The organism is Chthoniobacterales bacterium (assembly GCA_035274845.1).
Lineage (GTDB): Bacteria > Verrucomicrobiota > Verrucomicrobiia > Chthoniobacterales > UBA10450 > AV80.
This window is the reverse complement of record DATENU010000010.1, coordinates 245,140-270,254: the sequence shown is the minus strand read 5'-3', so window position 1 is coordinate 270,254 and position 25,115 is coordinate 245,140. Positions and strand designations below refer to the sequence as shown.

At 58.7% G+C, this 25,115-nt stretch carries 32 protein-coding genes; 18 read left to right on the top strand and 14 right to left on the bottom strand.

Features of this window, described 5'->3' with window-relative positions; all coding sequences use genetic code 11:
* Positions 1–137 precede the first annotated feature (137 nt).
* From VJU77_06480 to VJU77_06470, 3 genes are all read left to right on the top strand, one after another.
* A complete protein-coding gene (locus tag VJU77_06480; protein ID HKP02998.1) occupies positions 138–389 on the top strand; it encodes a hypothetical protein in 252 nt (83 codons plus the stop codon).
* Positions 390–596: 207 nt separating this feature from the next.
* Positions 597–1,235, top strand: coding sequence for a TMEM175 family protein (locus VJU77_06475; GenBank protein ID HKP02997.1), 639 nt, complete (start codon positions 597–599; stop codon positions 1,233–1,235).
* Positions 1,232–1,630, top strand: a complete 399-nt coding sequence (locus VJU77_06470; GenBank protein ID HKP02996.1) for a VOC family protein — start codon at positions 1,232–1,234, stop codon at positions 1,628–1,630. Before VJU77_06475 ends, VJU77_06470 begins: the two co-directional genes overlap by 4 nt.
* A 6-nt stretch (positions 1,631–1,636) precedes the next feature.
* On the opposite strand, the gene VJU77_06465 is transcribed toward VJU77_06470, so the two are convergent.
* Positions 1,637–2,485: a hypothetical protein gene (locus VJU77_06465; GenBank protein ID HKP02995.1), complete on the bottom strand. Its 849-nt coding sequence runs from the start codon at positions 2,483–2,485 to the stop codon at positions 1,637–1,639.
* An 11-nt stretch (positions 2,486–2,496) separates the two neighbouring features.
* Between VJU77_06465 and VJU77_06460 the strand changes: the two genes are divergently transcribed.
* Entirely contained in the window at positions 2,497–2,991 is a 495-nt protein-coding gene (locus tag VJU77_06460) for a hypothetical protein (protein HKP02994.1), read from the top strand.
* A gap of 139 nt (positions 2,992–3,130) precedes the next feature.
* The gene (locus tag VJU77_06455) at positions 3,131–3,451 is read left to right on the top strand and encodes an STAS domain-containing protein (protein ID HKP02993.1); all 321 of its coding nucleotides are present in this window, start codon (positions 3,131–3,133) and stop codon (positions 3,449–3,451) included.
* Between the two features lie 12 nt (positions 3,452–3,463).
* Here the strand turns inward: VJU77_06455 and VJU77_06450 are convergent, their stop codons facing one another.
* Entirely contained in the window at positions 3,464–4,615 is a 1,152-nt protein-coding gene (locus tag VJU77_06450) for a serine hydrolase domain-containing protein (protein ID HKP02992.1), read from the bottom strand.
* A gap of 69 nt (positions 4,616–4,684) precedes the next feature.
* On the opposite strand from VJU77_06450, the gene VJU77_06445 reads away from it, so the two are divergent.
* Complete coding sequence (locus VJU77_06445; GenBank protein HKP02991.1) at positions 4,685–5,281, top strand: hypothetical protein; 597 nt, start codon at positions 4,685–4,687, stop codon at positions 5,279–5,281.
* Positions 5,282–5,321: 40 nt separating this feature from the next.
* On the opposite strand, the gene VJU77_06440 is transcribed toward VJU77_06445, so the two are convergent.
* Positions 5,322–5,870, bottom strand: coding sequence for a hypothetical protein (locus tag VJU77_06440; GenBank protein ID HKP02990.1), 549 nt, complete (start codon positions 5,868–5,870; stop codon positions 5,322–5,324).
* Between the two features lie 146 nt (positions 5,871–6,016).
* Positions 6,017–6,601 carry a peptidoglycan-binding domain-containing protein gene (locus VJU77_06435; protein HKP02989.1) on the bottom strand — a complete coding sequence of 195 codons (585 nt, stop codon included), beginning with the start codon at positions 6,599–6,601 and terminating at the stop codon, positions 6,017–6,019.
* A 403-nt stretch (positions 6,602–7,004) separates the two neighbouring features.
* On the opposite strand from VJU77_06435, the gene VJU77_06430 reads away from it, so the two are divergent.
* Entirely contained in the window at positions 7,005–7,496 is a 492-nt protein-coding gene (locus VJU77_06430; GenBank protein HKP02988.1) for a hypothetical protein, read from the top strand.
* 50 nt (positions 7,497–7,546) lie between these two features.
* On the opposite strand, the gene VJU77_06425 is transcribed toward VJU77_06430, so the two are convergent.
* A complete protein-coding gene (locus VJU77_06425) occupies positions 7,547–8,137 on the bottom strand; it encodes a L,D-transpeptidase (protein ID HKP02987.1) in 591 nt (196 codons plus the stop codon).
* A 300-nt stretch (positions 8,138–8,437) separates the two neighbouring features.
* On the opposite strand from VJU77_06425, the gene VJU77_06420 reads away from it, so the two are divergent.
* From VJU77_06420 to VJU77_06405, 4 genes are all read left to right on the top strand, one after another.
* The gene (locus VJU77_06420; protein ID HKP02986.1) at positions 8,438–10,069 is read left to right on the top strand and encodes an ATP-binding protein; all 1,632 of its coding nucleotides are present in this window, start codon (positions 8,438–8,440) and stop codon (positions 10,067–10,069) included.
* A 118-nt stretch (positions 10,070–10,187) separates the two neighbouring features.
* Positions 10,188–10,511, top strand: coding sequence for a hypothetical protein (locus VJU77_06415; protein HKP02985.1), 324 nt, complete (start codon positions 10,188–10,190; stop codon positions 10,509–10,511).
* Positions 10,512–10,631: 120 nt separating this feature from the next.
* A complete protein-coding gene (locus VJU77_06410) occupies positions 10,632–11,489 on the top strand; it encodes a peptidoglycan-binding domain-containing protein (protein HKP02984.1) in 858 nt (285 codons plus the stop codon).
* Positions 11,490–11,766: 277 nt separating this feature from the next.
* Entirely contained in the window at positions 11,767–12,240 is a 474-nt protein-coding gene (locus VJU77_06405; GenBank protein HKP02983.1) for a YidB family protein, read from the top strand.
* A gap of 54 nt (positions 12,241–12,294) precedes the next feature.
* Here the strand turns inward: VJU77_06405 and VJU77_06400 are convergent, their stop codons facing one another.
* Positions 12,295–12,924 (bottom strand): L,D-transpeptidase, encoded by a 630-nt coding sequence (locus VJU77_06400; protein HKP02982.1) that lies wholly within the window; start codon positions 12,922–12,924, stop codon positions 12,295–12,297.
* Positions 12,925–13,160: 236 nt separating this feature from the next.
* Between VJU77_06400 and VJU77_06395 the strand changes: the two genes are divergently transcribed.
* Entirely contained in the window at positions 13,161–14,468 is a 1,308-nt protein-coding gene (locus VJU77_06395; GenBank protein HKP02981.1) for an aminotransferase class V-fold PLP-dependent enzyme, read from the top strand.
* Positions 14,469–14,509: 41 nt separating this feature from the next.
* On the opposite strand, the gene VJU77_06390 is transcribed toward VJU77_06395, so the two are convergent.
* Positions 14,510–14,902, bottom strand: a complete 393-nt coding sequence (locus VJU77_06390; protein HKP02980.1) for a hypothetical protein — start codon at positions 14,900–14,902, stop codon at positions 14,510–14,512.
* A 395-nt stretch (positions 14,903–15,297) separates the two neighbouring features.
* On the opposite strand from VJU77_06390, the gene VJU77_06385 reads away from it, so the two are divergent.
* Positions 15,298–15,777 carry a hypothetical protein gene (locus tag VJU77_06385; protein ID HKP02979.1) on the top strand — a complete coding sequence of 160 codons (480 nt, stop codon included), beginning with the start codon at positions 15,298–15,300 and terminating at the stop codon, positions 15,775–15,777.
* Positions 15,778–16,042: 265 nt separating this feature from the next.
* A complete protein-coding gene (locus VJU77_06380; GenBank protein HKP02978.1) occupies positions 16,043–17,089 on the top strand; it encodes a WD40 repeat domain-containing protein in 1,047 nt (348 codons plus the stop codon).
* Positions 17,090–17,171: 82 nt separating this feature from the next.
* Here the strand turns inward: VJU77_06380 and VJU77_06375 are convergent, their stop codons facing one another.
* Complete coding sequence (locus VJU77_06375; GenBank protein HKP02977.1) at positions 17,172–17,783, bottom strand: DUF2726 domain-containing protein; 612 nt, start codon at positions 17,781–17,783, stop codon at positions 17,172–17,174.
* A gap of 88 nt (positions 17,784–17,871) precedes the next feature.
* On the opposite strand from VJU77_06375, the gene VJU77_06370 reads away from it, so the two are divergent.
* Positions 17,872–18,444 carry an isoprenylcysteine carboxylmethyltransferase family protein gene (locus tag VJU77_06370; GenBank protein HKP02976.1) on the top strand — a complete coding sequence of 191 codons (573 nt, stop codon included), beginning with the start codon at positions 17,872–17,874 and terminating at the stop codon, positions 18,442–18,444.
* A 105-nt stretch (positions 18,445–18,549) separates the two neighbouring features.
* Here VJU77_06370 and VJU77_06365 read toward each other — a convergent pair whose 3' ends face one another.
* Positions 18,550–18,762 carry a DUF2188 domain-containing protein gene (locus tag VJU77_06365; GenBank protein HKP02975.1) on the bottom strand — a complete coding sequence of 71 codons (213 nt, stop codon included), beginning with the start codon at positions 18,760–18,762 and terminating at the stop codon, positions 18,550–18,552.
* Positions 18,763–18,926: 164 nt separating this feature from the next.
* Here VJU77_06365 and msrB point away from each other — a divergent pair, with 164 nt between their 5' ends.
* Positions 18,927–19,526, top strand: a complete 600-nt coding sequence (gene msrB / locus VJU77_06360; GenBank protein ID HKP02974.1) for a peptide-methionine (R)-S-oxide reductase MsrB — start codon at positions 18,927–18,929, stop codon at positions 19,524–19,526.
* Between the two features lie 225 nt (positions 19,527–19,751).
* Here msrB and VJU77_06355 read toward each other — a convergent pair whose 3' ends face one another.
* Complete coding sequence (locus tag VJU77_06355) at positions 19,752–20,318, bottom strand: HIT family protein (protein ID HKP02973.1); 567 nt, start codon at positions 20,316–20,318, stop codon at positions 19,752–19,754.
* Positions 20,319–20,534: 216 nt separating this feature from the next.
* On the bottom strand, positions 20,535–20,933 hold the full coding sequence (locus VJU77_06350) for a hypothetical protein (protein ID HKP02972.1): 399 nt from the start codon (positions 20,931–20,933) through the stop codon (positions 20,535–20,537).
* Positions 20,934–21,882: 949 nt separating this feature from the next.
* Between VJU77_06350 and VJU77_06345 the strand changes: the two genes are divergently transcribed.
* Positions 21,883–22,134 (top strand): hypothetical protein, encoded by a 252-nt coding sequence (locus tag VJU77_06345; GenBank protein HKP02971.1) that lies wholly within the window; start codon positions 21,883–21,885, stop codon positions 22,132–22,134.
* A 507-nt stretch (positions 22,135–22,641) separates the two neighbouring features.
* On the opposite strand, the gene VJU77_06340 is transcribed toward VJU77_06345, so the two are convergent.
* Positions 22,642–23,157, bottom strand: a complete 516-nt coding sequence (locus VJU77_06340; protein HKP02970.1) for a DinB family protein — start codon at positions 23,155–23,157, stop codon at positions 22,642–22,644.
* 85 nt (positions 23,158–23,242) lie between these two features.
* On the bottom strand, positions 23,243–23,734 hold the full coding sequence (locus VJU77_06335) for a hypothetical protein (GenBank protein HKP02969.1): 492 nt from the start codon (positions 23,732–23,734) through the stop codon (positions 23,243–23,245).
* Between the two features lie 254 nt (positions 23,735–23,988).
* Between VJU77_06335 and VJU77_06330 the strand changes: the two genes are divergently transcribed.
* Positions 23,989–24,732, top strand: a complete 744-nt coding sequence (locus VJU77_06330) for a hypothetical protein (protein ID HKP02968.1) — start codon at positions 23,989–23,991, stop codon at positions 24,730–24,732.
* A 194-nt stretch (positions 24,733–24,926) separates the two neighbouring features.
* On the opposite strand, the gene VJU77_06325 is transcribed toward VJU77_06330, so the two are convergent.
* Positions 24,927–25,106 carry a CsbD family protein gene (locus VJU77_06325; GenBank protein HKP02967.1) on the bottom strand — a complete coding sequence of 60 codons (180 nt, stop codon included), beginning with the start codon at positions 25,104–25,106 and terminating at the stop codon, positions 24,927–24,929.
* Between the last annotated feature and the right edge of the window lie 9 nt (positions 25,107–25,115).

Sequence of the window (25,115 nt, the reverse complement as noted above, 5' to 3'; positions counted from 1 at the left end):
AGCGGCAAAATCGCTGTTTAACCCTTCGATTAGCCCCGGGTCCGTGGCTCGGTTTTCGCCCTCGTCGAGACCTATAAATATTGCTTGCAGTCCCCCGGGCGACCGCACATTCTCGTGCCTCTGCTTAACCACAACCTATGAAATCACTCATCTATTCTATCACCTGTCTGTTGGTTGCCGGGCTCCTGAGCTCGTGCAACACCAGTAAGACCGAAACCACCACCACGACCCCGCCTTCGAAAGCTCCGGCCAAGAAGGAGACGACGACCAAGAAGTCCACGACGAAGAAGTCCGCGGACACGACCAAGAAGTCGTCGACCGACACGACAAAGAAAGCCGACACGACCAAGAAGGAGAAGACTTCTCCCTCGCCGTCGCCTACGCCGTAACGGAGGTTTCGCGCTCCATCATTGGGGCAGTTATTCAGCAAGGTTAGTCAGCCGCCGAGTGCGGCTGACTAACTGAAGCTGCTTTGTCCGAGCAATCTCATGCTCGACAGGTCATCCCCCCAGGGAATGGCCTCTCCGTCTCCCGCGATCTGGGAAGGCGAGGCTGGAATAATGCATTCCGCCCGAAAGGCCGTAAATATCCACCAGATGCAAACGTCCATTCCTGATTCGCGGAGCAAGCCGGAGAGCGAAGCACGCTTTACCCATCGGCTGGAAGCGTTCAGCGATCTCGTGTTCGGTTTCAGCCTTTCCCTGCTCGCTACCCGGCTTGATATCCCGGCAAAAGTTTCTGACGTTTTCAAACCCGCCCATTGGGCAACCTTCATCGTCACCTTCGGGATCATTTGCGTGCTCTGGCTGGCGCATTACCGCATTTTCCGGCATCGCTTTATCGCGCGAATGCCAGATGTTATCGTGAATTTCGTTTTCCTGTTCGGCATCGCAATCCTGCCGTATACCGTCCAGACCTTCCTACGCTTCGGAACCGGGGATGCCACGCTTTTGTATTTTGGCGATTTCGGGCTCGTCTTCGCCGCCCTGGCGGCGCTGCGCTTTCGCGGCTTGCTTCAGCGGCGCGGTGATCCGGACGTCGATGTTCGGCTGAACGAATGGAGGGCCACCGTCCGGCAATTCATCATTGTCCTCGTCATCCTCGGTTCCCTCGTGGCCATGAATGCCGGCCTGATTCCGAAGGAAAAATTTTTCACGATCGTGCCTGCGACGCTGATTCTGATCACGCTGGGCACACGCTTCGCGGTGAATCGTCTGCCAGGATTCCTGCAATGAGAAAGAAAGTTCCGTTCACCGTCGGCGTTGTCGGTCATTTCGGACTGGCGGTCCGCAGTCCGAAACGGAGCGCGAAATGGTTCGCGCGGTCGCTCGGCTTGAAGAAGCAATTCGAGTTTGAAAACGGCGTCGCCATTGGCAACGACCATGTCACCATCGCCTTGTTCAAAGGCAAACCCTCGCCGGCCACGATCGACCACATGTCCTTTCATCTGCCGAACCTGACGACCTTACGAAAAGCGCTCGCCCATTTGAAAAAGCACAAGGTCGACCTGGAGGATCCCGGCGACGAAATCGGCCCCGAAGCGCCTGGATCCCCGCATATGGGTCTCTGGTTTCGCGATCCAGACGGCTACCGCTGGGAGCTGAGCGTCCAGGGCAAGAGCCGGCGTTGATCGTTCTTACTCAATTAAACTGCGCGGCGGAAGTGAAGGAATCTCTTCCAATTCCATCGAGCCATTTGCATAACCCAGCCGGAAACAGGTTTCCCCGTCGGGCGCAACCGCCCACAGGTATTCTGGCTTGTGACAAAGGGCGAACTCGTACCTCGGATGATTCTGGGGAAACCCGCAATCCTGCCGTCCGTGCGGGCCGCGTCTCGAGCAAGCGCGCAAGTCCACGATGAGTTTCTCCAGCTCAACCAAGCTTCGCCTCACCTCGACCCACACCAGGATGTTGCCGGCCGGTGACTTCACCAGGAGGTCGAGCCCGAAAGCGGCTGCGCGGTGTTCCTCGCTGCCGGCTTCCAGCGCCACATGGCTCTTCAGCCATCCTCGCTTCAGAATAAGCAGGGAAGCCGTCGCCAGCTGGCAGACCACTTCGCGCGCGAGCCGTGGGGGCGAACAATCGTGCCGAAAAATCTGACCTATTTTCGGTTTCGGATCTTCCTCAGTCGCGGAAGGAAATAGCTCGCTTTGAAGATAGCCCGCCGCGTCCGGCAAAAAGAGGCCTTCTTCCAGTCCCAGTAGAAAATACTTCGCCTCGTCGCCTCCCAAGGGCGGATTAATGCGAAGACCGGAAAGAGGCCGGCGTTGTCCGGTCGCCTCGCACGCTTCGGCGAATTTTTCGTCCAGCCACCGCTCCAGTTCGCCGGTCCAATCTCTCTCCGTCACGCCGTTCAATTTTCCAATATCTCGCGGCGCGAAAAACTGCCAAGGAGTTTGATTGTCTGCCGCCGATTTCTCGATGCGCGGCGAAGTATCTTCTTGCCGGACGATCGCGGTCGGCGGTATCTCTTTGGCCGCAACCAAAAAATCAAATCATGAAACTAATCTTCACTACCCTTGTCATCGCCACCCTTGGCGCGATCTCCGCCGACGCCAAAATCTTCAAGCTGCCTAACGAAGACTTCGCCATCGCTTCAATCGACATGCCCGAATCCTGGAAACCGCAGGAAGCCGACACCGGCGTCTATGGGCAGAGCGCGGACAGCGCCGTCTACCTTTCCGTCGTGGCGGTGGGGAGCGAAAAAGGGATGAGCGCGGAAATCGACGACACGTTTGAGATGCTCAAGAAGCACAATGTCACGCTCGACGACTCGACCAAGAAGGAACAAAAATTCAAGATCGGCGATCTGGATGCGACCGAGTTGCTCTTTCAGGGTAAGGACGAAGATGGTCCGGCCGCGGTCAGCATCGTGTTCGTCCCGATCAAGGATAAGCTCATTATCATGACCTACTGGGTCACGACGGCGAAGGAAAAGGAACACCTGCCCGAAGTCGGCAAGATCGTTAACAGTCTCAAGCCCGTTTCCTGATCCGCAGGGGACGCCTGCTTTTTGCAACTTCGAGAGCGCCAATCGGGATTGCCCGGTTGGCGCTTTCTGCGTTCGGGCGCCGAAGGTGCAGCTTGTGTTGACAGGCAAACGCGCGGGGTGGCATGATCCGCGAACCACCATGCCGGAATCCCAATCTGCCAACATCTTCTCCCCCGAAGGCGCGATCGATCTCCACGTTTCGCCTGAGATGCGCACTTCGCTGAGAGCCATTATCGACGAAAAGCCAAAGCGCCTGGTGGTCGATTTGTCGCGCGTTCCATACGTTGATAGCTCCGGGATCGCGGTCCTGATCGGCGCCATGCAAAGCCTCGAACTCGAGGGCGGCGTCTTTATGCTTGCCGGAGCCCAGGAAGCGGTTCAGATGATCCTGGAAAGCGCCCGGCTCGATCAATATTTTCGCCTCTTCCCGAGCGTGGACGCTGCTCTGGCCGCGCCCTAGGCGATTTTCTTCCTAATCGCCGGCAAACAAGGCCAGGATTTCTTCGGCGAGATCGCTTGTGTCCAGATCGCCGTTGTTGCTGAGAACCGCCACCGTGAATCCTTTCTCGAGATCGAGAAGAAGATAGGTCGCCGATCCGGCCCAGCTTCCACTGTGGGAAACAATCCGCCGTTTTTTCTCCAGGACCCAGCCGAAACCGTAGCCATCGCCATTCTCGGTCTTGATTTCCCTTCCATTGTCATAGCGTCCGTTCGTCCAGGCCAGCTCCTGGGAGCGCCGGGTGATGACGGTTTGATTGCGCAAAGCCTTGTCCCACAAGCTGAGTTCGCGAATCGATGTATAAACACTGCCATCCCCCGTGATCACGGTCGGGGATGACGACCGTTTCACGTCCCCCTTTTTGTTAGTCTCGTAGCCTTTGACCGCCGTGGTGGGGAGCTTCGTTTTGCCGTCGAGAACGAGCGTGCGCTCCATGCCCGCCGGCCCAAAGAGATGATCGCGCACATATTCCGCAAAGCTGTGCCCGCTCAACCGCTCAACGATCAAGGCGAGCAAGGCGTATTCCGAGTTGTTGTATTCGTACTTCACGCCCGGCGCGCGGCGAGGCTGGGTCCCGTTCAGCCATTTGAGATGACCCTCATTGGTGAGGGTGGCGAATTCTTCGTCGCTCCCTTCCCAATCGTCGCTGGTGTAATCGGCTAACCCGGAAATATGATGAAGCAAATCAGCTACCGTCACAGCGCGTCCCTTTATCGGCACGCGGAAGTCCTTCAGGTAATCGGCGACAGGCCGCTCGAGAATCAGTTTTCCTTTTTCCACGAGCGTCAGGATCGCGACACCGGTCATGTGTTTCGAAACCGAGGCCAGGTCAAAGAATGAATCCGCGGTGATTGGAAGGCGCGCTTTTACATCCGCCAGGCCATAACCGGCCATGTGCAAGGGAACGCCGTTCCGGGAAACAAGAACCGCCACTCCCGGTCCATCAGAATCAATCTTATTCTCGACCAGCTCCCGGATTGCCTTCTCCCGCGAGCTCGGTTCCAACCCCTGTAAACGAACCGGCGCCGCGAGTGCAACCGTCAGGGTCAGGAAGAGGCGACCACTCTTACTAAGAGTTCGGAAAAGATGCCCGGGTGCACAAAAAAGAGTGCTTGTAACTTTCATTCGGTCTGGCCAGTCTGACCTTGAACCCGAAGAACCAACCCCTCTTCATTCCCCATAGAAAGGACCCTCATGAAACTAACGAAGACAATAGCCATCCTTTTGTCGAGTTTGGTCTTAGCGCTGGTGGTTAGGGCTGCCACTCCCAGCCCCAGCCCGGCGGCCAAGACGACTGCGGCAGACAAGACCAGCCCCAGCAGTAAGAGCTCGCCCGCGGCAGCCAGACCAACTGATAGCGATCTGGCGGTGCCGATGGAGGAGCCGGGCTCTGTCCCGACCATCCAAGGTACGCCCGCCAACAACAACCCGCCCAAACCAGTTCTGTATTTGCTCGAGCAACAGCATTACACGGCGAACGGGAAGAATTGGGTTCGTTATCGCTATGACGTGTTGAATAAGAACGACTATCCCGCAGCCATGTTTGCGGCCGCACCGAATCTGCCGGCCTGCGGCAGCAACACTAATGCGTCCCGCACCTGGGTGGACTTCTTCGATTCCACCGGAAAGCGGCTTTACGGCTTTTGCGCCCTGAGCGCGCCGGCCGACCTGGGCAAGATTTGGTTTGCCTTGGAGGAAGGCGTGATTCCGCCGAGCTACGTCTACATCGAGCTCAACGACCGCCAGACTAACACCAAATATAAATCCAACCTCGCGGATACGACGATTTAGGCCGCGGCCGCACCCCTGGGTCCGGTGCGCGGTTAGGTTCCTAGCGCGATAAGGCCGGGGATGGCATGGAAGTCCATTCCATCAACGCCTTCTCAACTTTCGGGCCATGGTCGCTTAGCCATTCGCTCATTTGATCCCCGATTTTCTCGCCGTAGATGCGGTGGGAATAGACGAAGGAATATCCTTTTCCATCCACCATTCTAAACCGGGCGAAAGCCACCTCGATAAACTCCGGGCGGCCGAAAACTGCCGCGATGAAATGTTCCGCCGGCCGTTTGGGAGTCCGCGGAATGGAATCGGTCCTGAGGATTTTGGCCTCGGCCTTCTTGTAATTCTCCAGGACCGCATTGGCCGCGGCGGCCAGACCGTCCCCATCCTGCACGTCCGGATATCCGTTCACGGTGATCATGTCCTCGAATTGATCGAGGTTGTCCTGCCCTTCCGGCGTAAACTCATGCTGGTCGGCATGGGACCAGCGATGAACGTAGGTTGCGTCCTGAAAGGTAAACCCCTTCGGCTCGCTCGCCCGGCACCAGAGCGCTGCGCCTGCTGTTGTCAGGATCAGGACAAGGACCGGAAGTCGTTTCATTTGTGACAGATGTTGGATCTTAGTTTCCTTCGACCTAACGACCGTATTTCAAAAGCAGCGCCGTCAGGAACGCGATCGCAATCGCGTTCTTGAGCGAGAACCGCATCAGATCGGAGACCGTGCGGCTGGCACATGCGCAGCCGGAATTATCGCAGCCGCAATCCTTCGAGAATCCTCCGGTCGATAACGCCCGTCACGGCCAGGTGGTGGTCGCGCTGGTAATTGCGGAGCGCTGCCCGCGTGTTGGCATTGAGCCTCCCATCAATCGCGCCACTGTAATATCCTTCCCGGGAGAGGGCGGATTGGACCTCGCTTATCCGCGAAGAATCGTAAACGGCTTCCGTCGGGTGTTGCTCCTGCGGGTATTCGGCCGTGGGATAGCTTTCGTCGTAGTACGAGCCGTCGTCATAGTAGGAGTAATAGGGATAGTACGGGTAGTAGCCGTATCCCCACCAATACGGCCATGGATCGTAAATGATCCAAGCGTTGTTGTGCCAGTGGCACCGATGCCCGTTCCAATTATGGTCGTGGCTCCGATCCCAGTTCCGGTGCCAATTGGCTCCCTGCCGTCCCACGATGCGGCCCTGATTGAAACTGTTCGTGCGCGTGGCGCCCGTCCGCGCGGACGAGAGCTGGGCGGCGGAATAGTTCCTGGTTCGATAGGCGACCGTTCGGGTGGCGCCCACGCGCGAGCCCGAGGCCGAATAAAACCGCGCGTTCTGAGCATTCACCCGATTCGCATATCGCGGATAGGATGATCTGGAGTACCCCCGGCTGCGATAGCTCGCGCCGGAATAGTATCGTGCGCCCGGAGAATAGTAGGAGCGGCCGCCCCCGTAGCCTCTGGAATAGCCGCCGGAAAAATGCGCCGGGGCCGAGAAATGACCGCCGGAAAAAGAAGCATGCCCGCCTCCTCGTCCGTGAGCTGGTTGCAGTAAAACGAAAGTTGCGATTACGCCGAGACTGATTGTGCCGATAATTTTCATACGTGAAATCCTCCTCACGGCACATCGTGAAGAAAATTTCGCGATTTGGCGAGCATACTTTTTAGAAAAAAAGCGGGTACCCCGCCGGGCGCCGAGTCGCGCTCGCATACCAAATGCTTGTACCCGAGGGCAATTCCCCCTTGTTCCCATGATCGACCAGGAAAAATTCGACCGTTTAATGCCCCTCGCCTGCCAATGGGCCAAGGCCCAGGAAACTTACGTCCTCAAACACGGACTTCCTCTCACCGCCCGGCAGATGGCCGATGCGCGGCTGGCCGGCGTCCAGGATTCTTCCCGGGTGCGCGTGCTGGTGGTCGACCGGATCTCATTGCCGGAGGATGAGGAACTGGCCGAAACCGCGCGCCGTGCCCAAATCATCACCGACGCATCTCGGGCGGTGGCCATTGGGCACGGAATCATCATTCGGGCCGACAGCTGGCAGAACCGCGAGCTCCTTCTCCATCAATTGGTCCACGTGGCGCAATGCGAGCGCAGTGGCGGGCTGAATTCTTTCGTCGAGGAATATCTCTCCGATCGCCGCACTTGTCCTGACTTCAGTGTTGGATCGCTCGAAGACGAGGCTCGTGGCCTGGCGCGCGAGATTTGCGCCGCCGACAAGCTGGCGAAGCAGACCGCGTAGTCGCCTTCGCGTCAAACGAGCGCTCTCAAATCCGGCTCCACGCAGTCAGGCTAATTCGAGGCCAGCCGGGGAAGCTGAGAATTGCTCAAAGCGTGCTGAGCCAGGGCGCGGCCAAGATGCGCGTTCGACACGTCGATCTTCGTGCCGACATTGACCGCGCTAAAAAGCCGGGCGACGTCGCGCGAACGCATCCGGATGCAACCATAGCTGGCCGGGCGTCCAATGAGGTTTTCCACAGGTGTGCCATGAATGTAGATGGCGCGGGAATAGGCGCGGGCGTTGCCCTTTTCCAAACCGCGAAGCCAAAGAATCCGGGTCACGATCGGATCGCGGCCCCGCGCATTCGGCGGCAGGATTTCGCCGGTCGGCCGCCGGGATTTAAAGACCGTGCCGAGAGGCGCGTTGGCGCCGATCTTGGAGGCGATTTCAAGCGAACCGAGCGGAGTCGCATAGCTGCCCGGGTTGTCGCCAACACCGAATCTCGACGTCGAAACCGGGAATCGCGCGGTGACCGTGCCGTGGTCGATCAAGGCGAGCGTTTGATCCGGAACACTGACCACAATCGACGGCGCGGCTTCCGCGCGATTGAGAATGGCCGCAGCAAACAAAAGAATAGCGATGAAGAGATGGAGAAGCCTCATGCGCTCCTGAATTAGCAGCGCCCGTGCCTCGTCTTTCCGGGAGAGTACTGAGATTGCGCGACGAAATCAGGATGGGGATGATCGGGATGGAACGCGTGAGCGCAATGACACGCCGATGCCCAAAGCCGAGAGCAGCGGCACCGTTACCAAAGTCCCCGGCAGCTGACATTTTCGCCAGCCTTTCTCCTCAAAAAAGTCGCCGCAAGATACGGAAATTCTCCTCCGCAAAAAGAATGATTCCTGCTCACTAAATGGGTGTTCCGGGCACACTAGCGACTTGTGAGGGAACCGCCCTACAAAATGAGAAAACATCAGATAACCGGCGAACGTTTCCCCCACGAACTCGAGATTCTCCGCCAAATGGCGGACGGCTTGCCCCAGATCCTCTGGGTAGCTCGGCCGGACGGCTCCTCCGAGCATTATAACAAACTGTTCCACGACTATACCGGCCTTCCTTCGGAGGAATCCACCGGCGAGGCGTGGCGCGAGATCATTCATCCGGACGATCGCGAGAGGGTGGAAACTTCCTGGGCCGAAGCGCTCCAAGCGGGCGCTCCTCATGAGGTCGAATTCCGTCTGAAACGCGCGGATGGCGAGTATCGCTGGTTTCTTCGGCGGGCGCTGCCTCATCGCAATCCCGATGGGGAAATCGTGAAATGGTTTGGGGTCTGCACCGATATCCACGAACAAAAAGAAACGCAGCAGACGTTGCGGGCCGCGCACGACGCCATGAGCCGCGAGAACATTCAGAAAGATGAATTTCTCGGCCTGGTCTCGCACGAACTGCGCACCCCGTTGAACGCCGTCTTCGGCTGGACCCGTCTCATGCAGGAACATGTGCTGGGCGAACAGGAACGCGCGCAGGCGGTCGACGCCATCGCGCGCAATGCCGAAGCGCAGGCGCGGCTGATCGAGGACGTGCTCGATATCACCCGAATCGTAAACCAGAAGCTTTCTCTGGATCGCGCCATTGTGCAGGTCTGGCGCATCGTCACCGAAGCGATCGATGACGTGCTGCCGTCCGCCGACGCGAAGGGTGTCGCGCTCATTAGCGAAGTCGAGTCGCACGATCTGCTCGTGCACGCCGATAAGATGAGGCTGGAGCAGGTGGTGCTGAACCTTCTCGCGAACGCGGTGAAATTTACGCCTCGCGGTGGCGAGGTCCGCATCGGCGTTACCCAGCAAGGCGAGTTCGCCACTATTGTTGTTTCCGATACGGGCCAGGGCATTGGCGCCGACTTGTTGCCGCACATTTTCGAGCGGTTTCGCCAGGGCGACAACCGTTCCACCCGCCGGCAAAGCGGGCTCGGCCTCGGGCTTGCCATTGCGCATCAGCTTGTCCGGCTCCACGGCGGAGAAATTGAGGTCGAAAGTGCGGGCCTGAATCAGGGGAGCCGTTTTACGGTGCGACTCCCGATCCTGGCTGTCGGCAACCTTCCCTCCGCCAAGAGCGATCCGGCCCACTTCTGGACCGAAGATCCCTTTCCGGCCGAACATCTCCGCGGCCTGAACGTCATGGTCGTTGATGACGAACCAAGTGTGCGAGAGCTGCTCGGGCTTGCTCTGGCCAAGTGCGGCGCCTCCGTCACTCCCGCCGCTTCGGTGGAAGACGCGCTCGCCGTTTTGTCGAATCTGCACCCCGACGTGGTGGTGAGCGACATCGCCATGCCCGGAATGGACGGATATGAATTCCTCCAGAAATTGCGCGAGGTCGTGCCGCCGCGGGGCGGTCGGGCCGTGCCGGTCATCGCGTTGACGGCCTGCGCGAGCGGGCAGGATCGCGATCTCGCGTTGCAGGCCGGCTTCGACCGCCACCTCACCAAGCCGGTCGATCCCGCGGAGCTCGTCCGCGTGATTGCCCAGAGCCATTCCGCCCGGCGGGTGGCGAGCGGATCTGCCGTCGCCGTTGCGGTCGAGGATCCTTCCGACTGAAGCAGGCCCGTCCCGGCAGTCGAAGGTGGTGAATTTTCGTGGCCAGGCGCGCAACGAAGCGTCCCGTTTTGCGGTCGCGCCTGCCGCTGGCATAGGCGCTGCTAAATGACTCAACACCATGAGCCAGAGCCAATTCTCCACTTTGATGAGCCAATATGGCGGCGAAGCCGAGCAGCAGAAAGTTGCCGAGCATCGTGCCGACCGCCGACACCAGACATTCCAGACCGTTCGTCGCGTTTGCCTGCTTCTCCTTCTCGTCGCCGCGTTTGCCGCGGCCACCGTTTATCGGGGTGAAGTGCAGACCGTCATCACCAAGGCGATGGACAAGTTCCACGGGCCTTCTGCCTACACCAAGGCCGAGACCAACACCCGGAACAAGATCGCCGACATCAGCAAACAAGCCGAGCAACGCAAAGAAGCGATCGAAGCCACCTACAAGTAGCCGGGACATCTCCGGCTTCTTTTTCCTTTCCCGCCCAGATCTTGACGGCTTAAAGCCGTCAAGATTGAAGCGTCCACATTCTGCAGACGCATCCGCTCGGCGACATCCGATTCCCCGGTGATGAAAGGAGTCTTGGTTTGTTTCCTGGCCGTCACTTTTGGGATGCTCGGTTCCCTGCGCGCCGACGAAACCATCCGCGCCGTCCAAACGCGTCTAAAAACCGGCGGCTATTATTTCGGCGAAATCACCGGCCAATACGACAGCAGCACCGCCGCTGCGGTCACGCGCTACCAGATTCGGAATGGCCTGAAAATCACGGGCCAGCTCGATCCTCAAACGAACTACGCCCTGGGTGTGAGCGAAACGAAACCGGAAATGCCTTCGCCCAGGTTCGGCGAAGATGTCTGGCGCTATCTCAAAAAGAGCGACCAGGAACAGATCAAACGAATGATTGCCGAGGACGCCCGTTCGAGCCAGGCAAACACATCCGGCGCGGCCAAAATGAGGAGCTCCGGCGCGCTCAAGCCCGCGAGCCCCGCTCCGGCCCCGCACCCGCGCGACGCGACCCGTCCTGCCGTCACCACAGACATTCCCGCCTCCGCCTACAATCGCGAGCGGCTCCGCGATTACATCGGAGCGTTCATCCTGGCTGGGCTCGATCCTCAGGTGGGCGCCGAAACGGAATTCTTCGCGGAAGCCGTAAACTATTTCGGCAAACCCGGTGTCGCCCGCGAAACGATTCGCCGTGACCTCCAACGCTATAACGCTCGCTGGCCGCAACGCTCCTTTTCGCTCGCCGGCGACCTCGAGATCACCCCCGTGAACAACACCGACCTGAAAGTCTCATTTCCCCTTCGATACAATTTGCGGAACGGCTCCCGGCATTCATCTGGCAAAGTCCTGAAAACGCTCGTCCTGGAAAAAACTGGCAGCGACGATCTCCAGATTACTGCCGTGGACGAACGCAAAACGAACTAGCGGATCTCGAAGCCCACCGCCTGTAGCCCCCTGCCGGTCGCGGAGCAACTCTCAGGAGCATCTTGTTTTCTCCGCCCGGATCTTGACGGCTTAAAGCCGTCAAGATTGACGCGGCCCATGCGGCATTGGCGTGTAAACATCGCGGAGTGTTTTATTTCCACGCCGAATTCTCTCCCTATCCGTCTCCGCTTTGGCTAACCTCGGCCTGAAAAGTGGCCGCGACAGCGTGGTTCACCGGCACCGGCCTTCCACGAACGAACCAAACAGAAAGAACGTTATGGGATTCCTCGACTCAATTCTCGGTGGACAAAACAGGCCCGGTCCCGATACCGGCGGCGCGAACCCGCTCCTTGGTGTGCTCGCCGGGCTGCTTGCCCAGAGCGGCGGGCTGCCGGGACTCCTCAACAAATTCACCCAGGCCGGACACGACGATAAAGTGAAATCCTGGATCAGCACCGGCGACAACGAGCCGATCGCGCCCGATCAGGTTAGGAATGTGGTTGGCCAGGATCAGATCAACGCAATCGCGGCAAAGCTCGGCGTCGATCCAGCGCAGGCATCGCAGCTCCTGGCGAAATTCCTGCCGAATATGGTCGATAAGCTCACGCCGAACGGCCAGGTCGATCCCTCAGCCGATCATTCGACAAACCTGGCCGGTCTGCTCCCGTCGCTCCTCCAGGGTTTCGGGGGCGGAAACCTGAGCAACATCTTCGGCTCGGGTCCCACCGAAGAACAAGCGTCAGCGGGTTAGGCCTCTTCTGCAGCGGCGGTCTCCGACCGTCGAAGATTCGCCCAACCCCGCCAATTACATGCTTTGGCGCTTGTTCGACGGCCCGGAATTTTCCGCCAGGCGAACCCCACGCATCTGCTGTTTCACGTTCGCCTGGGCGATCGCTCCGCGCAGGTTGGTGTTCGTGATCTCAATCTTCGTGCCGACGCGCACCGTATTGAAAAGTCGCATTACGTCGGTAGAACGCATCCGGATGCACCCGAAGCTGACGGGTTTGCCAATGAGCTTTTCCACCGGCGTGCCGTGGATGTAAATGCCGCGTGAATAGGCCCGGGAATTCTCCTTTTCCAGACCGCGCAGCCAGAGGATCCGGGTCACGATCGGGTCGCGCCCCGGGGCGTTCGGAGCGAGAATTTCGCCAGTCGGCTGCCGGGATTTGAAGACGGTTCCGGCACGCGCGTTCCCGCCGATCTTGGAAGCGATCTCGAGGGAACCGAGCGGCGTGGCGTAACTATTGGATCGATCGCCGAGGCCAAATTTCGAGGTGGAAACGGAAAACTTTTCCCGCACCACCCCGCCATCGACCACCGCCAGGGTTTGATCCGGGACGCTGACCACGACGGAAAGCTCCGCCGTGGCCTTCGAGGGAGAGAGAACAGCCGCCGCCAGACAAAGGAGAGAAAACGTGTATTGGAGAAGTCTCATAGATTTTAGGAGCGGGAGAGATACTTCGGGAGACGCTTCGAGCCCACTTAATCAGTTTGAGAACAGTTAGGAACACTTTGGGTACACTTTGGCGCTCCGCGCTGTGACCACGGCGCTCTGTCGCCGGGCCTGGAGAACGTCTCGACGCAGCGAGTCGTCTACAGCGTGCTTCGCCCTTTCGAGTTTCCCGAACGAATGATTGCATCGGCGCGCCCGAATCGCTTGAATCCTTCTTCGTGCCCGAACGCACTCGACGCGACTTCATTTCCCTCGCCGGCAAGGGCCTGGGCCTCGCCGCGCTTTCGTCCGCCACCGTGGCGGCCCTGCAAAAAAATGTCGAAGCCGCCACGAAAACGGTCGCCCGTTTGACGCCGGAAGAAGCAGCCCAGGACGAAGATTATTGGGCCGTCATTCAAAGATCGTTCAGCGTCACGCGCGGCATCATCAACCTGAATAACGGCGGCGTTTCGCCCAGCCCGCGCATCGTCACGGAGGCGTTCGTGCGTTACACCTGGCAGCAGGAAGACGCCACCGCTTACACGATGTGGCAGCTCCTCGAGCCCCAATGCGAAACCATCCGCACCGGGCTCGCGGAATTGTTCGGCTGCGACCGGGAAGAAATCGCCATTACCCGGAACGCTTCCGAATCGCTCGAGACGCTTTTGCTCGGCATGGACTTCAAGTCCGGCGACGAAATTCTCACCACCACCCAGGATTATCCGCGGATGCTGACCACCCTGCGGCAGCGCGAAAAACGGGAGAACCTGAAGCTCAAGCTGATCCAGATTCCAATCCCGCCCAAGAACCTCAGCGAGATCACCGCCGCGTTCGAAAAGGGAATTACCGATCGCACCCGCCTAATCCTGATGGCCCACATGGTCAACATCACCGGCCAGATCACGCCTGTGAAAGCGGTCTGCGACATGGCGCGCGCCAAGGGGATCGAAACGATCGTGGACGGCGCCCATTCCTTTGCCCAATTCGACTTCAAGCAAAAGGATCTCGGTTGCGATTACTTCGGGACCAGTCTCCACAAATGGCTCTACGCGCCGAAAGGGACCGGCCTGCTTTATGTGAAGCGCGACAAGATCGAAAAGATCTGGCCGATGATGGCCGCGGAATCAAAGCAGGCCTCGGACATCCGCAAGTTCGAGGAGATCGGCACCCACTCGGCCGCGATGAAGCTGGCCATCGGCGAAGCGATTCTTTTTCACAACGGCATCGGCGGCCCGCGCAAGGAAGCGCGGCTCCGTTATCTCTCCCGCTATTGGATGAACAAGCTCAAGGACGTGCCCAAGATCAAGTTCAACACCTCGTTCGATCCGAACCAATCGTGCGCCATCGCGAACGTCCAGATCGAAGGCACCAGCCCCGAGGCCGTGCAAAAGTATCTCTTCGACAAACACCACATCTTTACCGTGGCGATCGTGCACGAAGAGTTCCAGGGGATCCGCGTCACGCCGAACGTCTATACGACTCTCGAAGAGCTGGACCGCTTCTGCGAACAGATGGAATTGATCGCCCGCAAAGGCCTGCCGGCTTAACGGCGTTTCTGGAAGACCAGCGCCGTCTCGTTCCTGCTCGCTTACTTCCAGGTCGCGGTCGCGTGGTCGTTCTTGTAGTGAATGGTTACTTCACTGATCGTGGAGAGGTCGAGATCAGTCCAGAAGCGATTCTCGTTGTCCGTGAACACAATCTTGATGTCCCACTTGGTTTCCTTCTCGTGGGCGCGGCTGAAATGGATCTTAACTGACTTGCCGTCCGGCACCTGATCGTCGGGACCCATCACATCATCGCCCCAGTCCTCCGCTTTTGACGGCGAAATGAAAACCTTATCGATGGTGTAGCCCGTGTCGTTCACGAGCGTGAAATCGAGTGCGCTTTCCGCCTTGGCCGATGCTGGCGTGAACGAAACGGCCAGCGCAATAAGAGCGAAGAGCGCGGTGAACGATGAGATCAGTTTTTTGGTGTGTTGCATGGGATGTTTTGAGGTGGTTAGGCTGTGGCGTGCAGTGTGTAGGGAACAGTGAGACAGGAGTCAAAGAAATATTCGCCGCGGCCTAACGAATGTTAGCAACTCGGTCGCATTGGCTACTTTAGGTTTACCGAATTCAGGCCTGGCCCTGCTGGGCCCTTCGCCTGCTGAGACGAAGGGGGCGTGAACCTGGTGTTGTCTCTTCACGTCACATGTCACACGTCACTCGTCACTTTGCCGAATGCGCTCGCAAATGTATCGGCGGACGACATTTGCCCGATTTTCATTCTCTCTTTTCCTAGTTGACCGTTCACGGGCCGGTGCGAGCATCGCGCCAGGATACGTTTGAATCCTTTTCCAGTTTTCTCCGAATCAGTCCATCCAACCAAACTCGTACTATGAATCACACTCGCTCCATCATCGCTTCTCTTCTTCTCTGCACGATCGCCTTCGCCGCTCCCGCACTCCGCGCTGAAACTCCGCCCGATCAGGTCAAAGACGCCGGCGCGATCAAGCTCACGACGGAGCTTCTCGATAAAATGGACGCCTTTATTAAGGCCGTCGGCGCCGACGCCGCCGCCAAAGCGGAGCTGGACGAGATCGGTAAGGACCCGGCCGTGAGCAAGGACCAGGACGCCTGGGCCGCCGCTATTACCGCGAAATGCCCAAAGACGTCCGAACACATGAAGACGGCCGGCATTACGGCCTCCGACTTCACCAAAGGCATCTCCGCGATCATGGCCTGCGCCATGAGCGAAGACATGGCGAAGTCGGATAACGCGACCGCCAAAGCCAACGCCGAATTCGTCGCGGCCAACAAGGAACGTGCCGAAAAGATTTTCGGCGGTTTCATGGAACTCAGTATGCAGAAGCCGTAGGCGCTGTAGCCACGGCTGTGTCGCCGTGTCTGCAAGTAAGAATTAAGAAGGAAGAATTAAGAAAGGAGGCGCGTTTGGAGCGGCGGTCTCTTGACCGTCGAAATCGTGAAGCCGAAATGATTTAACCGCCGCGTCCGAGCCCGGTGCGGTTTTGATCATCCTGCCGGGCAAAAGTAACAACGCTGTTACCAAACACACCCATCCGCCGCCCGCCTGTGGGCGCGCGATGTCGGCTCCGAAACCGATCTCTTCGTAGGAGGGAAATATGAAGAAGAACTCGATTTCATTTTTAGCCGCGCTGGCTGCAATCTTCCTGCCCGGGGTTCCGCTGGCCCTGGCGCAGGAATCGCCGGCCGTCCTCTGGGAATTTCCAACGCCTAACGGCCTGGCCAACAGCATTGTCGGAGTGGGCTGGGCCCCGGGCTCGGTCGGCCAGGTCGCCATGGGCTCGAACGACCGCTGGTTGCGCACCCGCCGGGCCGACACCGGCCAGGTGCAATATTCCATTCTCGGACCGCAACATAGCCGCGGAGGCGACCAGACCCTTTACTCCACCGATGGGCTGTTCCTCGCCGTCCACCATTCCGCAGTAGGCCTCAACTACCGGGTCTATCGCGTCGCCGACGGCCTCTGGCTCGGCACAATTCTCGTCACCTTTTCCGAAAACGGACTGGTCCAGTTCACGCCCGACGCGCAGTTGCAAAACTCTGTGCCTCCTGATGGAACCATAAACCGCTGGCGCTTCGAAGAGTTCACCGTTGTTTCCACCACCGGAAGCGGCTACGCGGTCGCCACTACCACCATCAATTTTTCGCCCAAAGCCGCTTACCAGGCTGTGGCCTCCGGCGGCACCATCAACATTCAGTCGCGCAGATCCGGCAAGCTCGTGGGCACGTTTCCTGGTGGCCCCGCCCGGGGCTCCACCGTGATGAGGTTTACGCCCGACGGCACGGCGCTCGCGGTCTGGGACGGGGACTCGAATGCCACCCGCCTGCTCAGCATTCCAGACGGCAACCTCCTGAGGGTGTTCCCCGATGCCGTGACCAACGAAGGAATCGGCGCCATTCGCTTTAGTCCCGATGGCGCCAGTCTCGTCACCACCGGTTATCTCCCATTCGAGACCAGCAACGGATGGGAACAAAAAGGGATCGTCCGTTTCTGGCGGGTCTCGGACGGCGCGATGCGGCATCAGTTCGACCAGCACACCGGCATCGGCGTCACCTCGGCTATCGCCTGGTCACCCGACGCCTCCCAGTTCATTTACGGCACCTACGAAGGCGCCGTCGTCGCCGCCCTCACGCCCGCGCCGTAGGAAGGAAGGAAAGGACGCGTGACGATTGACGTGTGACATGATCTGACGCGGTTCCTTCACGTCTCATGTCACTCGTCACGGTTTAGATCGCGGGCCGCCAACCCTTTTGCGGCATATACGCCGCATCAGCGGGAAGAGAGCCCGCGGGAGATTGCGCGCGCACATGGGGTGACAACATTCGCCTGACGTCCTCTAGCTTATAGGCGTGCCTGGCCCGCACCCGGACGATGGGAAGTGAAACCGACGCGAGGACCCGATCGACAAATAGATCGCGCGCCCGCCGCTCTTCGTCGTCGTGCGAGCGATCGTCGAGCTCGATCGCGACCACCGGCGCCAGGTCGCTGTCGCAAAGAATGAAATCGAGATGCTTCCGGTCGATCCGGTTGAAATACGATTGCCAGGAGGCGGCGTCTTTTTTTACATTCACGAGATCGGCGAGCCGGACTTTTGCGAAAACCGTGTGGCCGGGAACCAGTCTTCGGAGAATTTCGTAGAAAGAACGCTCGGCCGCGGAGAAGAAATATTTCTTCCTCGCATACGGCAGAGCCGCGAACGCCTGCACGGCTGAGATCGTCGGTGTGGCGCTTTCCGCCCGTCTCGAGACGAGGCGGATGAGGCCGCGTAAAACCAGTGCGCCGACCAGAAGAAGAATCAACAACCCGAGGAGGACCGCCACGCCCTCATTTTGCAGCACCTCACATGCCGGTTTAGGAAGAAGCAAGTGACATGTGACGAGTGACGTGTGACATGACCTGGCGCTCTCCCTTCACGTCACACGTCACATGTCACTCGTCACTTCCCCTATTCTTCCCATCTGTTGGGGCATCTTCTTCGTCGTATGGGTCGTGGCCGCGATCTTCTCCAAGCGCACCGTTTATCACGAGAGCGGCGCCCGGCGATTGCGTTACCTGATCCCGGTCGTGGTCGGCTGGGTTCTCCTCTTCCGCGGGGCTCGTCTCCCGGCGCCGCTCAACCTCCGTCTCATTCCCCAGACCGACGCCATCCTTATCGTCGCGGAGATCCTGTGCATCGCCGGGCTTGGTCTGTGTCTCTGGGCCCGGGCAGTTCTCGGCCGCAACTGGAGCGGCACGGTGACGTTGAAAGAGGACCACGAATTGATTGTGCGCGGTCCCTACCGCCTGGTTCGCCACCCGATTTACACCGGCCTGATGGCGATGATCATCGCGACCGCGATGCAACAGGGCCACGGCGCCGGAATGCTCGGCACGCTTCTCGTCTTCGTCAGCTTCTGGATCAAATCGAGCTCCGAAGAAGAAGTGATGGTCAAACAATTCCCCGATCAATACCCCGCGTATCGGGCCCGCGTTAAGCGAATCATTCCGTGGATTCTCTAACCGCGGATAACGCGGATTGCTCGGATGGGGGAAGGACGTCCGACCGGCGGACGCCATCCGCAGTTGAGATTCTTCCTTCTTAAATCTTAATTCTTACTTCTTCCTTTACGCGGGGCTTCTCCACTTATCTGGTCCGCCCTTTTTCGTTTTGCGGACGCGTTCCACGCGCGGCTTCGACTTCGGCTCGAGTTTCTTCGAGCGTTTAATGGCTTTCTTCTGGGTCGGTTTAACGTCGCTCGCTCTCTTTGAGCCGGCTCGTCGAATCGCGTAGTCCCCTTCAGGCACCCGCTTTTCCACATACATTCTTTTGTCAGGCATAAGTTCACCTCCGATCCACATGCAATTCGGATTGCGGTCATGAATCAGCTGCATGGAGATGTCGGGCCTTTGGCTCATGTCGACGGTCTGAGACCGCCGCTACAGGCCGAAAATTCTTGCCGGGGGCGGCCAATCTCTGATTGGATCGTCTTGAGGACGATCACATGAACGGCGGACGAATAACCAGCGAAGAAAGGTCGACGTTCAGCAAGTACTTTGGTCTTGCCCTCGTGGTCGCGCTTGGGATCGGGGGAATTTATTTCTTCTTTCTTACCCAGGAGGTAAAGGAGATCACCGGTTTCGATCCGAACCAGCCGGTCCAGAGCGACGCGATTCTTAAACGCCGATTAAAGCCCGAGGTATGGAAGATCGTGCGCGAAAATGGCACCCAGATGCCATTCCAAAACGAATTCTGGGACAACAACCGCCCCGGGATTTACGTGGACGTGATTACCAACGAACCGCTCTTCACTTCGGTCGACAAATACGATGCCAACCTCGGCATGCCGACCTGGAGCAAACCGATCTCGTACGATCTCCTCGTCGAGGTCCCGGACAATTCGCATGACATGCAGCGCATCGAGGTGCGCACGAAGCGAAGCAACGCCCACCTGGGCCACCTCTTCGGCGACCCGCAGTCGCCGACTGGACGACGTTACACCCTTAACTCGGCCGCCTTCCGCTTTATTCCGGTCGAGCAAATGAAAACGGAACACTACGACGCGTACCTGCCGCTTTTGGACAAGAAGCCCGGCCAGCCGTAGGCACGGCCTCGGCGGCGCCGGGGAAATTGTAGGGCAAGCGTTCCGCTTGCCGGGATGAGCGTGGCAGGCGGAGCGCCCGCCCTCCGAACGTCGAAGATCTTTCCCCATCCGTGTCATCCGCGTAATCCGCGGTCCGACAGGAAAACGACCCGTGACACAAGCCCGCCGCCCCCTTCTTCACACGTTCGCATTAGACGAACTCGGCGTCACTCGTCACTTGCTTCGCTATTTCGGCCACGCCGCGCGCAGCTTCGCGGCTGTCTCGTTGTATTCCGCTTCCGCTAACTTTCTCTTGGGCGCGGGAGTTCCAGGCGCTTTCCCTCCGAAGGAGGGGATGACGTGAATATGAGAATGGTAAACAGTTTGGCTGCTGCTGAGCCCGTTGTTTTGTTGCATTCTGACGCCCGTTGCTCCCAGTCCTTTCTTTTGCGCGATCGCCGCTTTCTGCACCGTCGCCATCAGGTGACACATCTCGTCCGGCTTAAGGTCGAGGATATTGCGCGCGCCCAATCGTTTCGGGACCACCAGCACGTGACCCGGCGTGCTCACCTCTTCCTCCGGCAGCGGCATGAAGACGAGCACGCTATCGTCCTCGAATATCTTGGACCTGGCCGCCTCCGCGCTCTTATCGCGGATCAATTGCGCAATCCCATTCTCCGGATCGTATTTGCCCTCGAGCCCGGTATCAGTCCCCGCCGCCGGCAGTTCGGCCGCCGGGATCTGCGCCATCGATGGCGCCATTTGCGCGAACAGAAGCGTGAGCAAGGCGAGAAATGTGACGATCGTTTTCATACTGGGTTGTTGTAGCCGGGACCGCAGATCCCGGTCAACGAAAACGCGGCCCGCCGGGATTACCGGCCCCGACTACAGCTATTCGCCGCTTCACCACGTCACATGTTCGCGTAAACAAACCCGCCGTGGTGGGTCACTTCCCAGAACCACTTTCCCCAGATGCCCAATAGTGGGGATTGACTCCAAATTCGCCTATTGTGTAAGCGCGATTAGCTCCTATCTAGGTGAGGCGCCTGGGCGCGCCTGCGGATAGGTTTCTTGTTCTTCGCGCTCGTGGTTATCCGTTTTTGCCGGTTTTTCCTTCCCGCGCGAATAGCTAGGCCACGGAATATCCAAGGTGTCGATAGGTGTCCCTGTAGACTTCGCTTTGAGGTAAATTTTCTTAATTTCTTGTGGCGAGACGCCCGCCGCGAGTGCGTCATTGGCAAAACTTATCCAGAGCCAGGCTTCCTTCGGATTGTTCGGAACATCCTCAGGATGTTCGCCCCACGGCACTTCCATTACCGCCCAAGAGTACCGGTATTTGCCGCCCGCGATCGTACCCGCGATAACAAACGCGGCAAACAAGATGAGTGAAATACCCCAGACGAGCGGGTCAAATTTTCGTGCGGACACGATTACTCCTCCTTTTTCTTGGCCCCTATCAGCCCGCCTATGAATCCAAAGACTCCGCCGACCGTGCTTGAAATGGCTGTACCGACTACCGGAGAATTCGAGGCCCCGGTAAGGAATCCGATCATAGCGCCGAGGGCAGCAACGCCAAACATTAGCCACACGTAACGAACTGTTCGGTAATTGCCATTACCGGCTCCGTTGTCGCGGTGCATTGATATCGGTCACGGGTTCGGGGTTTTCGGAGGTTGGCGCATTTTCAGCAGAATCGCCAACGCGGACAAGGATTATTTGTTTTCCACCGACGCCCTGCTCGGTGTGGCAGGGGCTCCCGCCTTAGCACAATCGGCACCCGATCTGCTTTCTGCGGAGGGTAATGTTGTATGACATCCTCCAGGACGGTTTCCACACTCCTCTGTCGGCTAGGGAGATAGCAAAATTATTTGATGCTGGCCGCATTGACCGTCAGACGCCCTGCAAGCCCGAACGGGGAAATCATTGGCGGACCGTCGATGAGATATTCCCGCTTCTGAAATACGACACGTCACGAAGATTCGTTTATCCAGCAGCAGAAGCAGCTGCCCAGCTTGAGCGGCGCCGGAATTTTGCGATCGCAGCTTGCTGCGCAGGGGCGGTTGGAATTGCCCTTATCCTCTACTTCGCTTTTCGCGATAGCGGGAACGCTGACCGCTTTAGCCGGCCCGCCCAGACAACGAGTGTTGTCCCGGCGGCTCCGCTGCGCATTTGGACGAATACTGGCCAACCGATCGTACCGGCTCCTCAAGATGGTACGACCGCGGTGGCGGAAGCGCCGGCGCAGCAAATCGACAATCAGGCTCAGCTGCGGCAGGCCGATGACCAGAGACGCGCCCAAATCCAGGCCGACCTGGACCGAGCAAACCACGAGCGGAGCCAGCGTGAGCAGCAACAAGCTGCTGGAAGAGATCAGCCCGTGCCGTTAGATCGTTGGCAAGTGGTAAACGTCGGCGGGGAATCAGTCTCGGTGAAAATCCACGATAACGACGTCACCAGTTTCGATCTCTGGATTAATGGAGTTCGTCGCGGGGAAGTGAAGAAGGAAAAAGGGCTTACCGGCAGTCGAACCGACGAGATTTTGATCTACAACAACGGACGGGCTGCTCTCTATTACGTCTGGGAAATCAGCAAGCTCGGCCACTGCATGCTTCGCGTCCGCGACGCGTAGACTTCGGTTAGCCCTCCATTTCACCGGCCCGCTCCGGCGGTTGGGTGTGTCAACATTCAGATTTCGGCGTTTCGTCTGTGTCGCTAGTAAGCTCTGACCCCAATTTGTCCTTCTTTGATCTGGCCCCTATTGCTCGCGCTTCAGTTAATTCTCGCATCTACACGGACACTTCCATTTTCGTCCAATGGCAACACGTGCATAGGGGAAATCGGGACGCCCGGACGGACTTGGTGGAGGCCTTCCCCTACCAGAGATTGTAAACGGACCGCAACTTCTCGGCGAACACACAAGCGGCGATTGGGACCTGTGGCGGTCAATACTAAGTGGCTAGGCCCGGAGCATCAATTAAGAAGGAAGAATTTTCGCAGCCTGTGACATGTGACATGTGACCTGTGGAGGGCCTGGAGATCGGAGGACAGAGATCAGAGGCCTGATCGCAGATTTTCGATTGTCGCCAAGTGGTGGTCGTCGTGCTGGGTGCCGTGGCCACCAAGTAAGAAGGAAGAATTAAGAAACCAAAGCAGATCGGAGTTCCTCGATGGTGCGAAGATGGTGGTCATCGTGCTCAGCCACAAAGAAACACAGATCAGTTACCGTCATTGGCTGGTTAAGACGCGGATGAAGAGCGGTGCGGGAGAGTTCGGCGGGTGCCATGCGGGCGATCTTTTCTATGATCGCGAAACGGGCGGTGCGGAAGTTTTCCAGGATTTCGGTGATCTGACGGGAGTTATGGTCGGCTTCGTGGGTTTTGCGGTTCTCGAGATCGGCGGGATGAAGGGTTTTGGCGCCGCGGGCGTAATCGTCGAGGCGCTGGTCCCATAACGACTCGAGATCGAACAGGTGCCCGGCGTTTTCCTGGATCGACCACTTTCCATCGCGGCGTTTCCTAAGGACCTCGGGCGGAAGGCCCGCGACCGCGGCAGCGAGGCGGTCGGGCGTGGAGCGGAGACGGTCGAGAATTTCCGGCGCGGCGTCCGAAGGAAGACCGAGCTGGAAGGTGCGGGAGAACCATTTGCCGCTCATGCGGCAAATCTAAAGGAAGAAGGAAAAATAAGAAGGAAGAAGTCGGAGCGGCGGCGGGGCAACGAGGCACTAATGCCCGAGGCGGTTACGCGCGCAGCCAGTGAAGCATGTGAGGGTAAGGAGGGATGCCGGCGGCGAGGGCCTCGGCGCCAATGGCGGTCATGCCGGCACGAGCGAGGCCGGCGGCGCCAGGATAGCAACCACTGGAGAACGTCAAAATTAGGCGGTCGCCACAGCCGCGGTAGCCGCCGGAATGGAAGAGCTCGGCGAGCGGCAGCGAGAGATAGGTGGCGGCGGCGAACGACCACGCAGTCGCTTCGATTTCGCCGGCATCGGGAGCTTCTGTTTCGCCCGACAAACGGTCGTCGAGGAGGTGGCGTTGCGCGGCGGGAGTGACCGCGAGATGTCCGGCTTCGTGAAGCAGATCGCCGGGCCAGGTTAGCCGCGCTCGATCGAAGAGAAGCGTGCCGCGCGAGATGCAAAGGCCGGGAAGAAAAGTTCCTTCAGGAATTTTGTCTTCCCGGACCGAGATGCCGATCTCGGTCAGGAAGGTAACGATGGAATCGAGGGGGCTCACGGCTTCGCCAAGTAAGAAGGAAGAAGGAAGAATTATGAAGGGAAAAGGTGGGGAAAGTGACGCCCACCTGTATCGCCAGGCGAAGCATTGCGGGCAGGTGTGACCCACCACGGCGGGTTCGTCTAATGCGAACATGTGACCCAGCCTTTGTCCGGCAGCTGCCGGACTACGGCTCGGCGGCGTTTGACGTGTGGGAAACCAGAAGGCGCAGAAGGGAAAAGGGGCCAACGGGTTAGGTCTCCGCGAATCTTGTTATGATGAAATCAATTAGTCGGCTGCTGATTTGCGTATTCGCGCTGGTCGCTCTGGGCCGGGAGGGGTGGGCGCAGTCGTCGGCGCAGTTCCGGCCGGCGTTGCTCGGGAATCACAAGAAATCGTTGATCAATATTATCGATACCCAGGGCTTAATGAAGCGGGGCCAGGGCGACGGGTTCGTGATGTTTGGCTGCGCCGTGTCCCAATATGGGAGTGGCTACTGGTCGCGCACTTATCGCGCCTCGCCCAACACGGAGCTGCTCCAAAAGGAGGTCCTGGGCCGGATCGACGAGGCGATGTTCGAGCCCGCGATCTACAAAGGCAGCCGCGCGCCGGTTTACCTGACCGGCTCGGTGGTCTTTGCCGTTCGCGATGGGAAACCGCATCTCCGCATTTTTTTGCACCAGGAAGAAGATGAACTGAAGAAAGGGACCGATTTTGTTGCCCCGCAATGGGCGTTTGAAGCTCCGGGCAATCCGAAGTTTCAGGGAGTCTTTTATCCGCCTTCGGCGCCGGGTCGTGCGGGTGTGGCGTCGTTAAAGCTGACGGTCAATGAATCCGGCCACGTGCAGGCAGCGAGCGTCGTTTATGAGCATCCGCCGGGGGCGGGATTCGGCAAGGAAGCGCTCGCAATTCGGGATGCCGCCTTTATCCCCGGGTATCGCAACGGGAAGATGGTCTCCTGCTCGTTTCTCTGGACCCTTATCTTCACGGGTCCGGGGCGGCAGATGAGCACGGGGTGACGAAGGCAGTGACGAGTGAGGGGAACGCGTCGGCGACGCGGTTGGATTTTCGATTCAGCCGCCGGAGCCGCTTTGGCGAAGGAGGCTTTTCCCCGCCTGCAACGCTAGCGCGTAGCGATTTGCGGGCATGAGATTGGCGATTTTCGATTGAGCAGCGGCGAAGCGGAGCTTCGGAGCTGGACAGGCGGATCGGATTATTCGCCGAAGACTTTCTTTACGTCGCCGACTTTGCGCTGAATCTTCCCGCCGGCCTTTTCCAACGTTCCACGATCTTCCAGATCACGATTCCCAGTGGCCCTGCCAGCCGATTCTTTGACTTTGCCTTTGGCTTCCTGGATGCCGCCCTTGATTTTGTCCTTCGTGCTCGATTTCATAAATATGAT

Coding starts and splice junctions, on each gene's coding strand:
- VJU77_06390 (HKP02980.1), bottom strand. CDS start 14,902: ATGCAACACACCAAAAAACTGATCTCATCGTTCACCGCGCTCTTCGCT.
- VJU77_06440 (HKP02990.1), bottom strand. CDS start 5,870: ATGAAACGACTTCCGGTCCTTGTCCTGATCCTGACAACAGCAGGCGCA.
- VJU77_06385 (HKP02979.1), top strand. CDS start 15,298: ATGAATCACACTCGCTCCATCATCGCTTCTCTTCTTCTCTGCACGATC.
- VJU77_06480 (HKP02998.1), top strand. CDS start 138: ATGAAATCACTCATCTATTCTATCACCTGTCTGTTGGTTGCCGGGCTC.
- VJU77_06355 (HKP02973.1), bottom strand. CDS start 20,318: ATGAAAACGATCGTCACATTTCTCGCCTTGCTCACGCTTCTGTTCGCG.
- VJU77_06415 (HKP02985.1), top strand. CDS start 10,188: ATGAGCCAGAGCCAATTCTCCACTTTGATGAGCCAATATGGCGGCGAA.
- VJU77_06340 (HKP02970.1), bottom strand. CDS start 23,157: ATGAGCGGCAAATGGTTCTCCCGCACCTTCCAGCTCGGTCTTCCTTCG.
- VJU77_06325 (HKP02967.1), bottom strand. CDS start 25,106: ATGAAATCGAGCACGAAGGACAAAATCAAGGGCGGCATCCAGGAAGCC.
- msrB (HKP02974.1), top strand. CDS start 18,927: ATGAACGGCGGACGAATAACCAGCGAAGAAAGGTCGACGTTCAGCAAG.
- VJU77_06420 (HKP02986.1), top strand. CDS start 8,438: ATGAGAAAACATCAGATAACCGGCGAACGTTTCCCCCACGAACTCGAG.
- VJU77_06405 (HKP02983.1), top strand. CDS start 11,767: ATGGGATTCCTCGACTCAATTCTCGGTGGACAAAACAGGCCCGGTCCC.
- VJU77_06365 (HKP02975.1), bottom strand. CDS start 18,762: ATGCCTGACAAAAGAATGTATGTGGAAAAGCGGGTGCCTGAAGGGGAC.
- VJU77_06425 (HKP02987.1), bottom strand. CDS start 8,137: ATGAGGCTTCTCCATCTCTTCATCGCTATTCTTTTGTTTGCTGCGGCC.
- VJU77_06380 (HKP02978.1), top strand. CDS start 16,043: ATGAAGAAGAACTCGATTTCATTTTTAGCCGCGCTGGCTGCAATCTTC.
- VJU77_06475 (HKP02997.1), top strand. CDS start 597: ATGCAAACGTCCATTCCTGATTCGCGGAGCAAGCCGGAGAGCGAAGCA.
- VJU77_06455 (HKP02993.1), top strand. CDS start 3,131: ATGCCGGAATCCCAATCTGCCAACATCTTCTCCCCCGAAGGCGCGATC.
- VJU77_06370 (HKP02976.1), top strand. CDS start 17,872: ATGTCACTCGTCACTTCCCCTATTCTTCCCATCTGTTGGGGCATCTTC.
- VJU77_06445 (HKP02991.1), top strand. CDS start 4,685: ATGAAACTAACGAAGACAATAGCCATCCTTTTGTCGAGTTTGGTCTTA.
- VJU77_06460 (HKP02994.1), top strand. CDS start 2,497: ATGAAACTAATCTTCACTACCCTTGTCATCGCCACCCTTGGCGCGATC.
- VJU77_06410 (HKP02984.1), top strand. CDS start 10,632: ATGAAAGGAGTCTTGGTTTGTTTCCTGGCCGTCACTTTTGGGATGCTC.
- VJU77_06470 (HKP02996.1), top strand. CDS start 1,232: ATGAGAAAGAAAGTTCCGTTCACCGTCGGCGTTGTCGGTCATTTCGGA.
- VJU77_06430 (HKP02988.1), top strand. CDS start 7,005: ATGATCGACCAGGAAAAATTCGACCGTTTAATGCCCCTCGCCTGCCAA.
- VJU77_06330 (HKP02968.1), top strand. CDS start 23,989: ATGATGAAATCAATTAGTCGGCTGCTGATTTGCGTATTCGCGCTGGTC.
- VJU77_06400 (HKP02982.1), bottom strand. CDS start 12,924: ATGAGACTTCTCCAATACACGTTTTCTCTCCTTTGTCTGGCGGCGGCT.
- VJU77_06450 (HKP02992.1), bottom strand. CDS start 4,615: ATGAAAGTTACAAGCACTCTTTTTTGTGCACCCGGGCATCTTTTCCGA.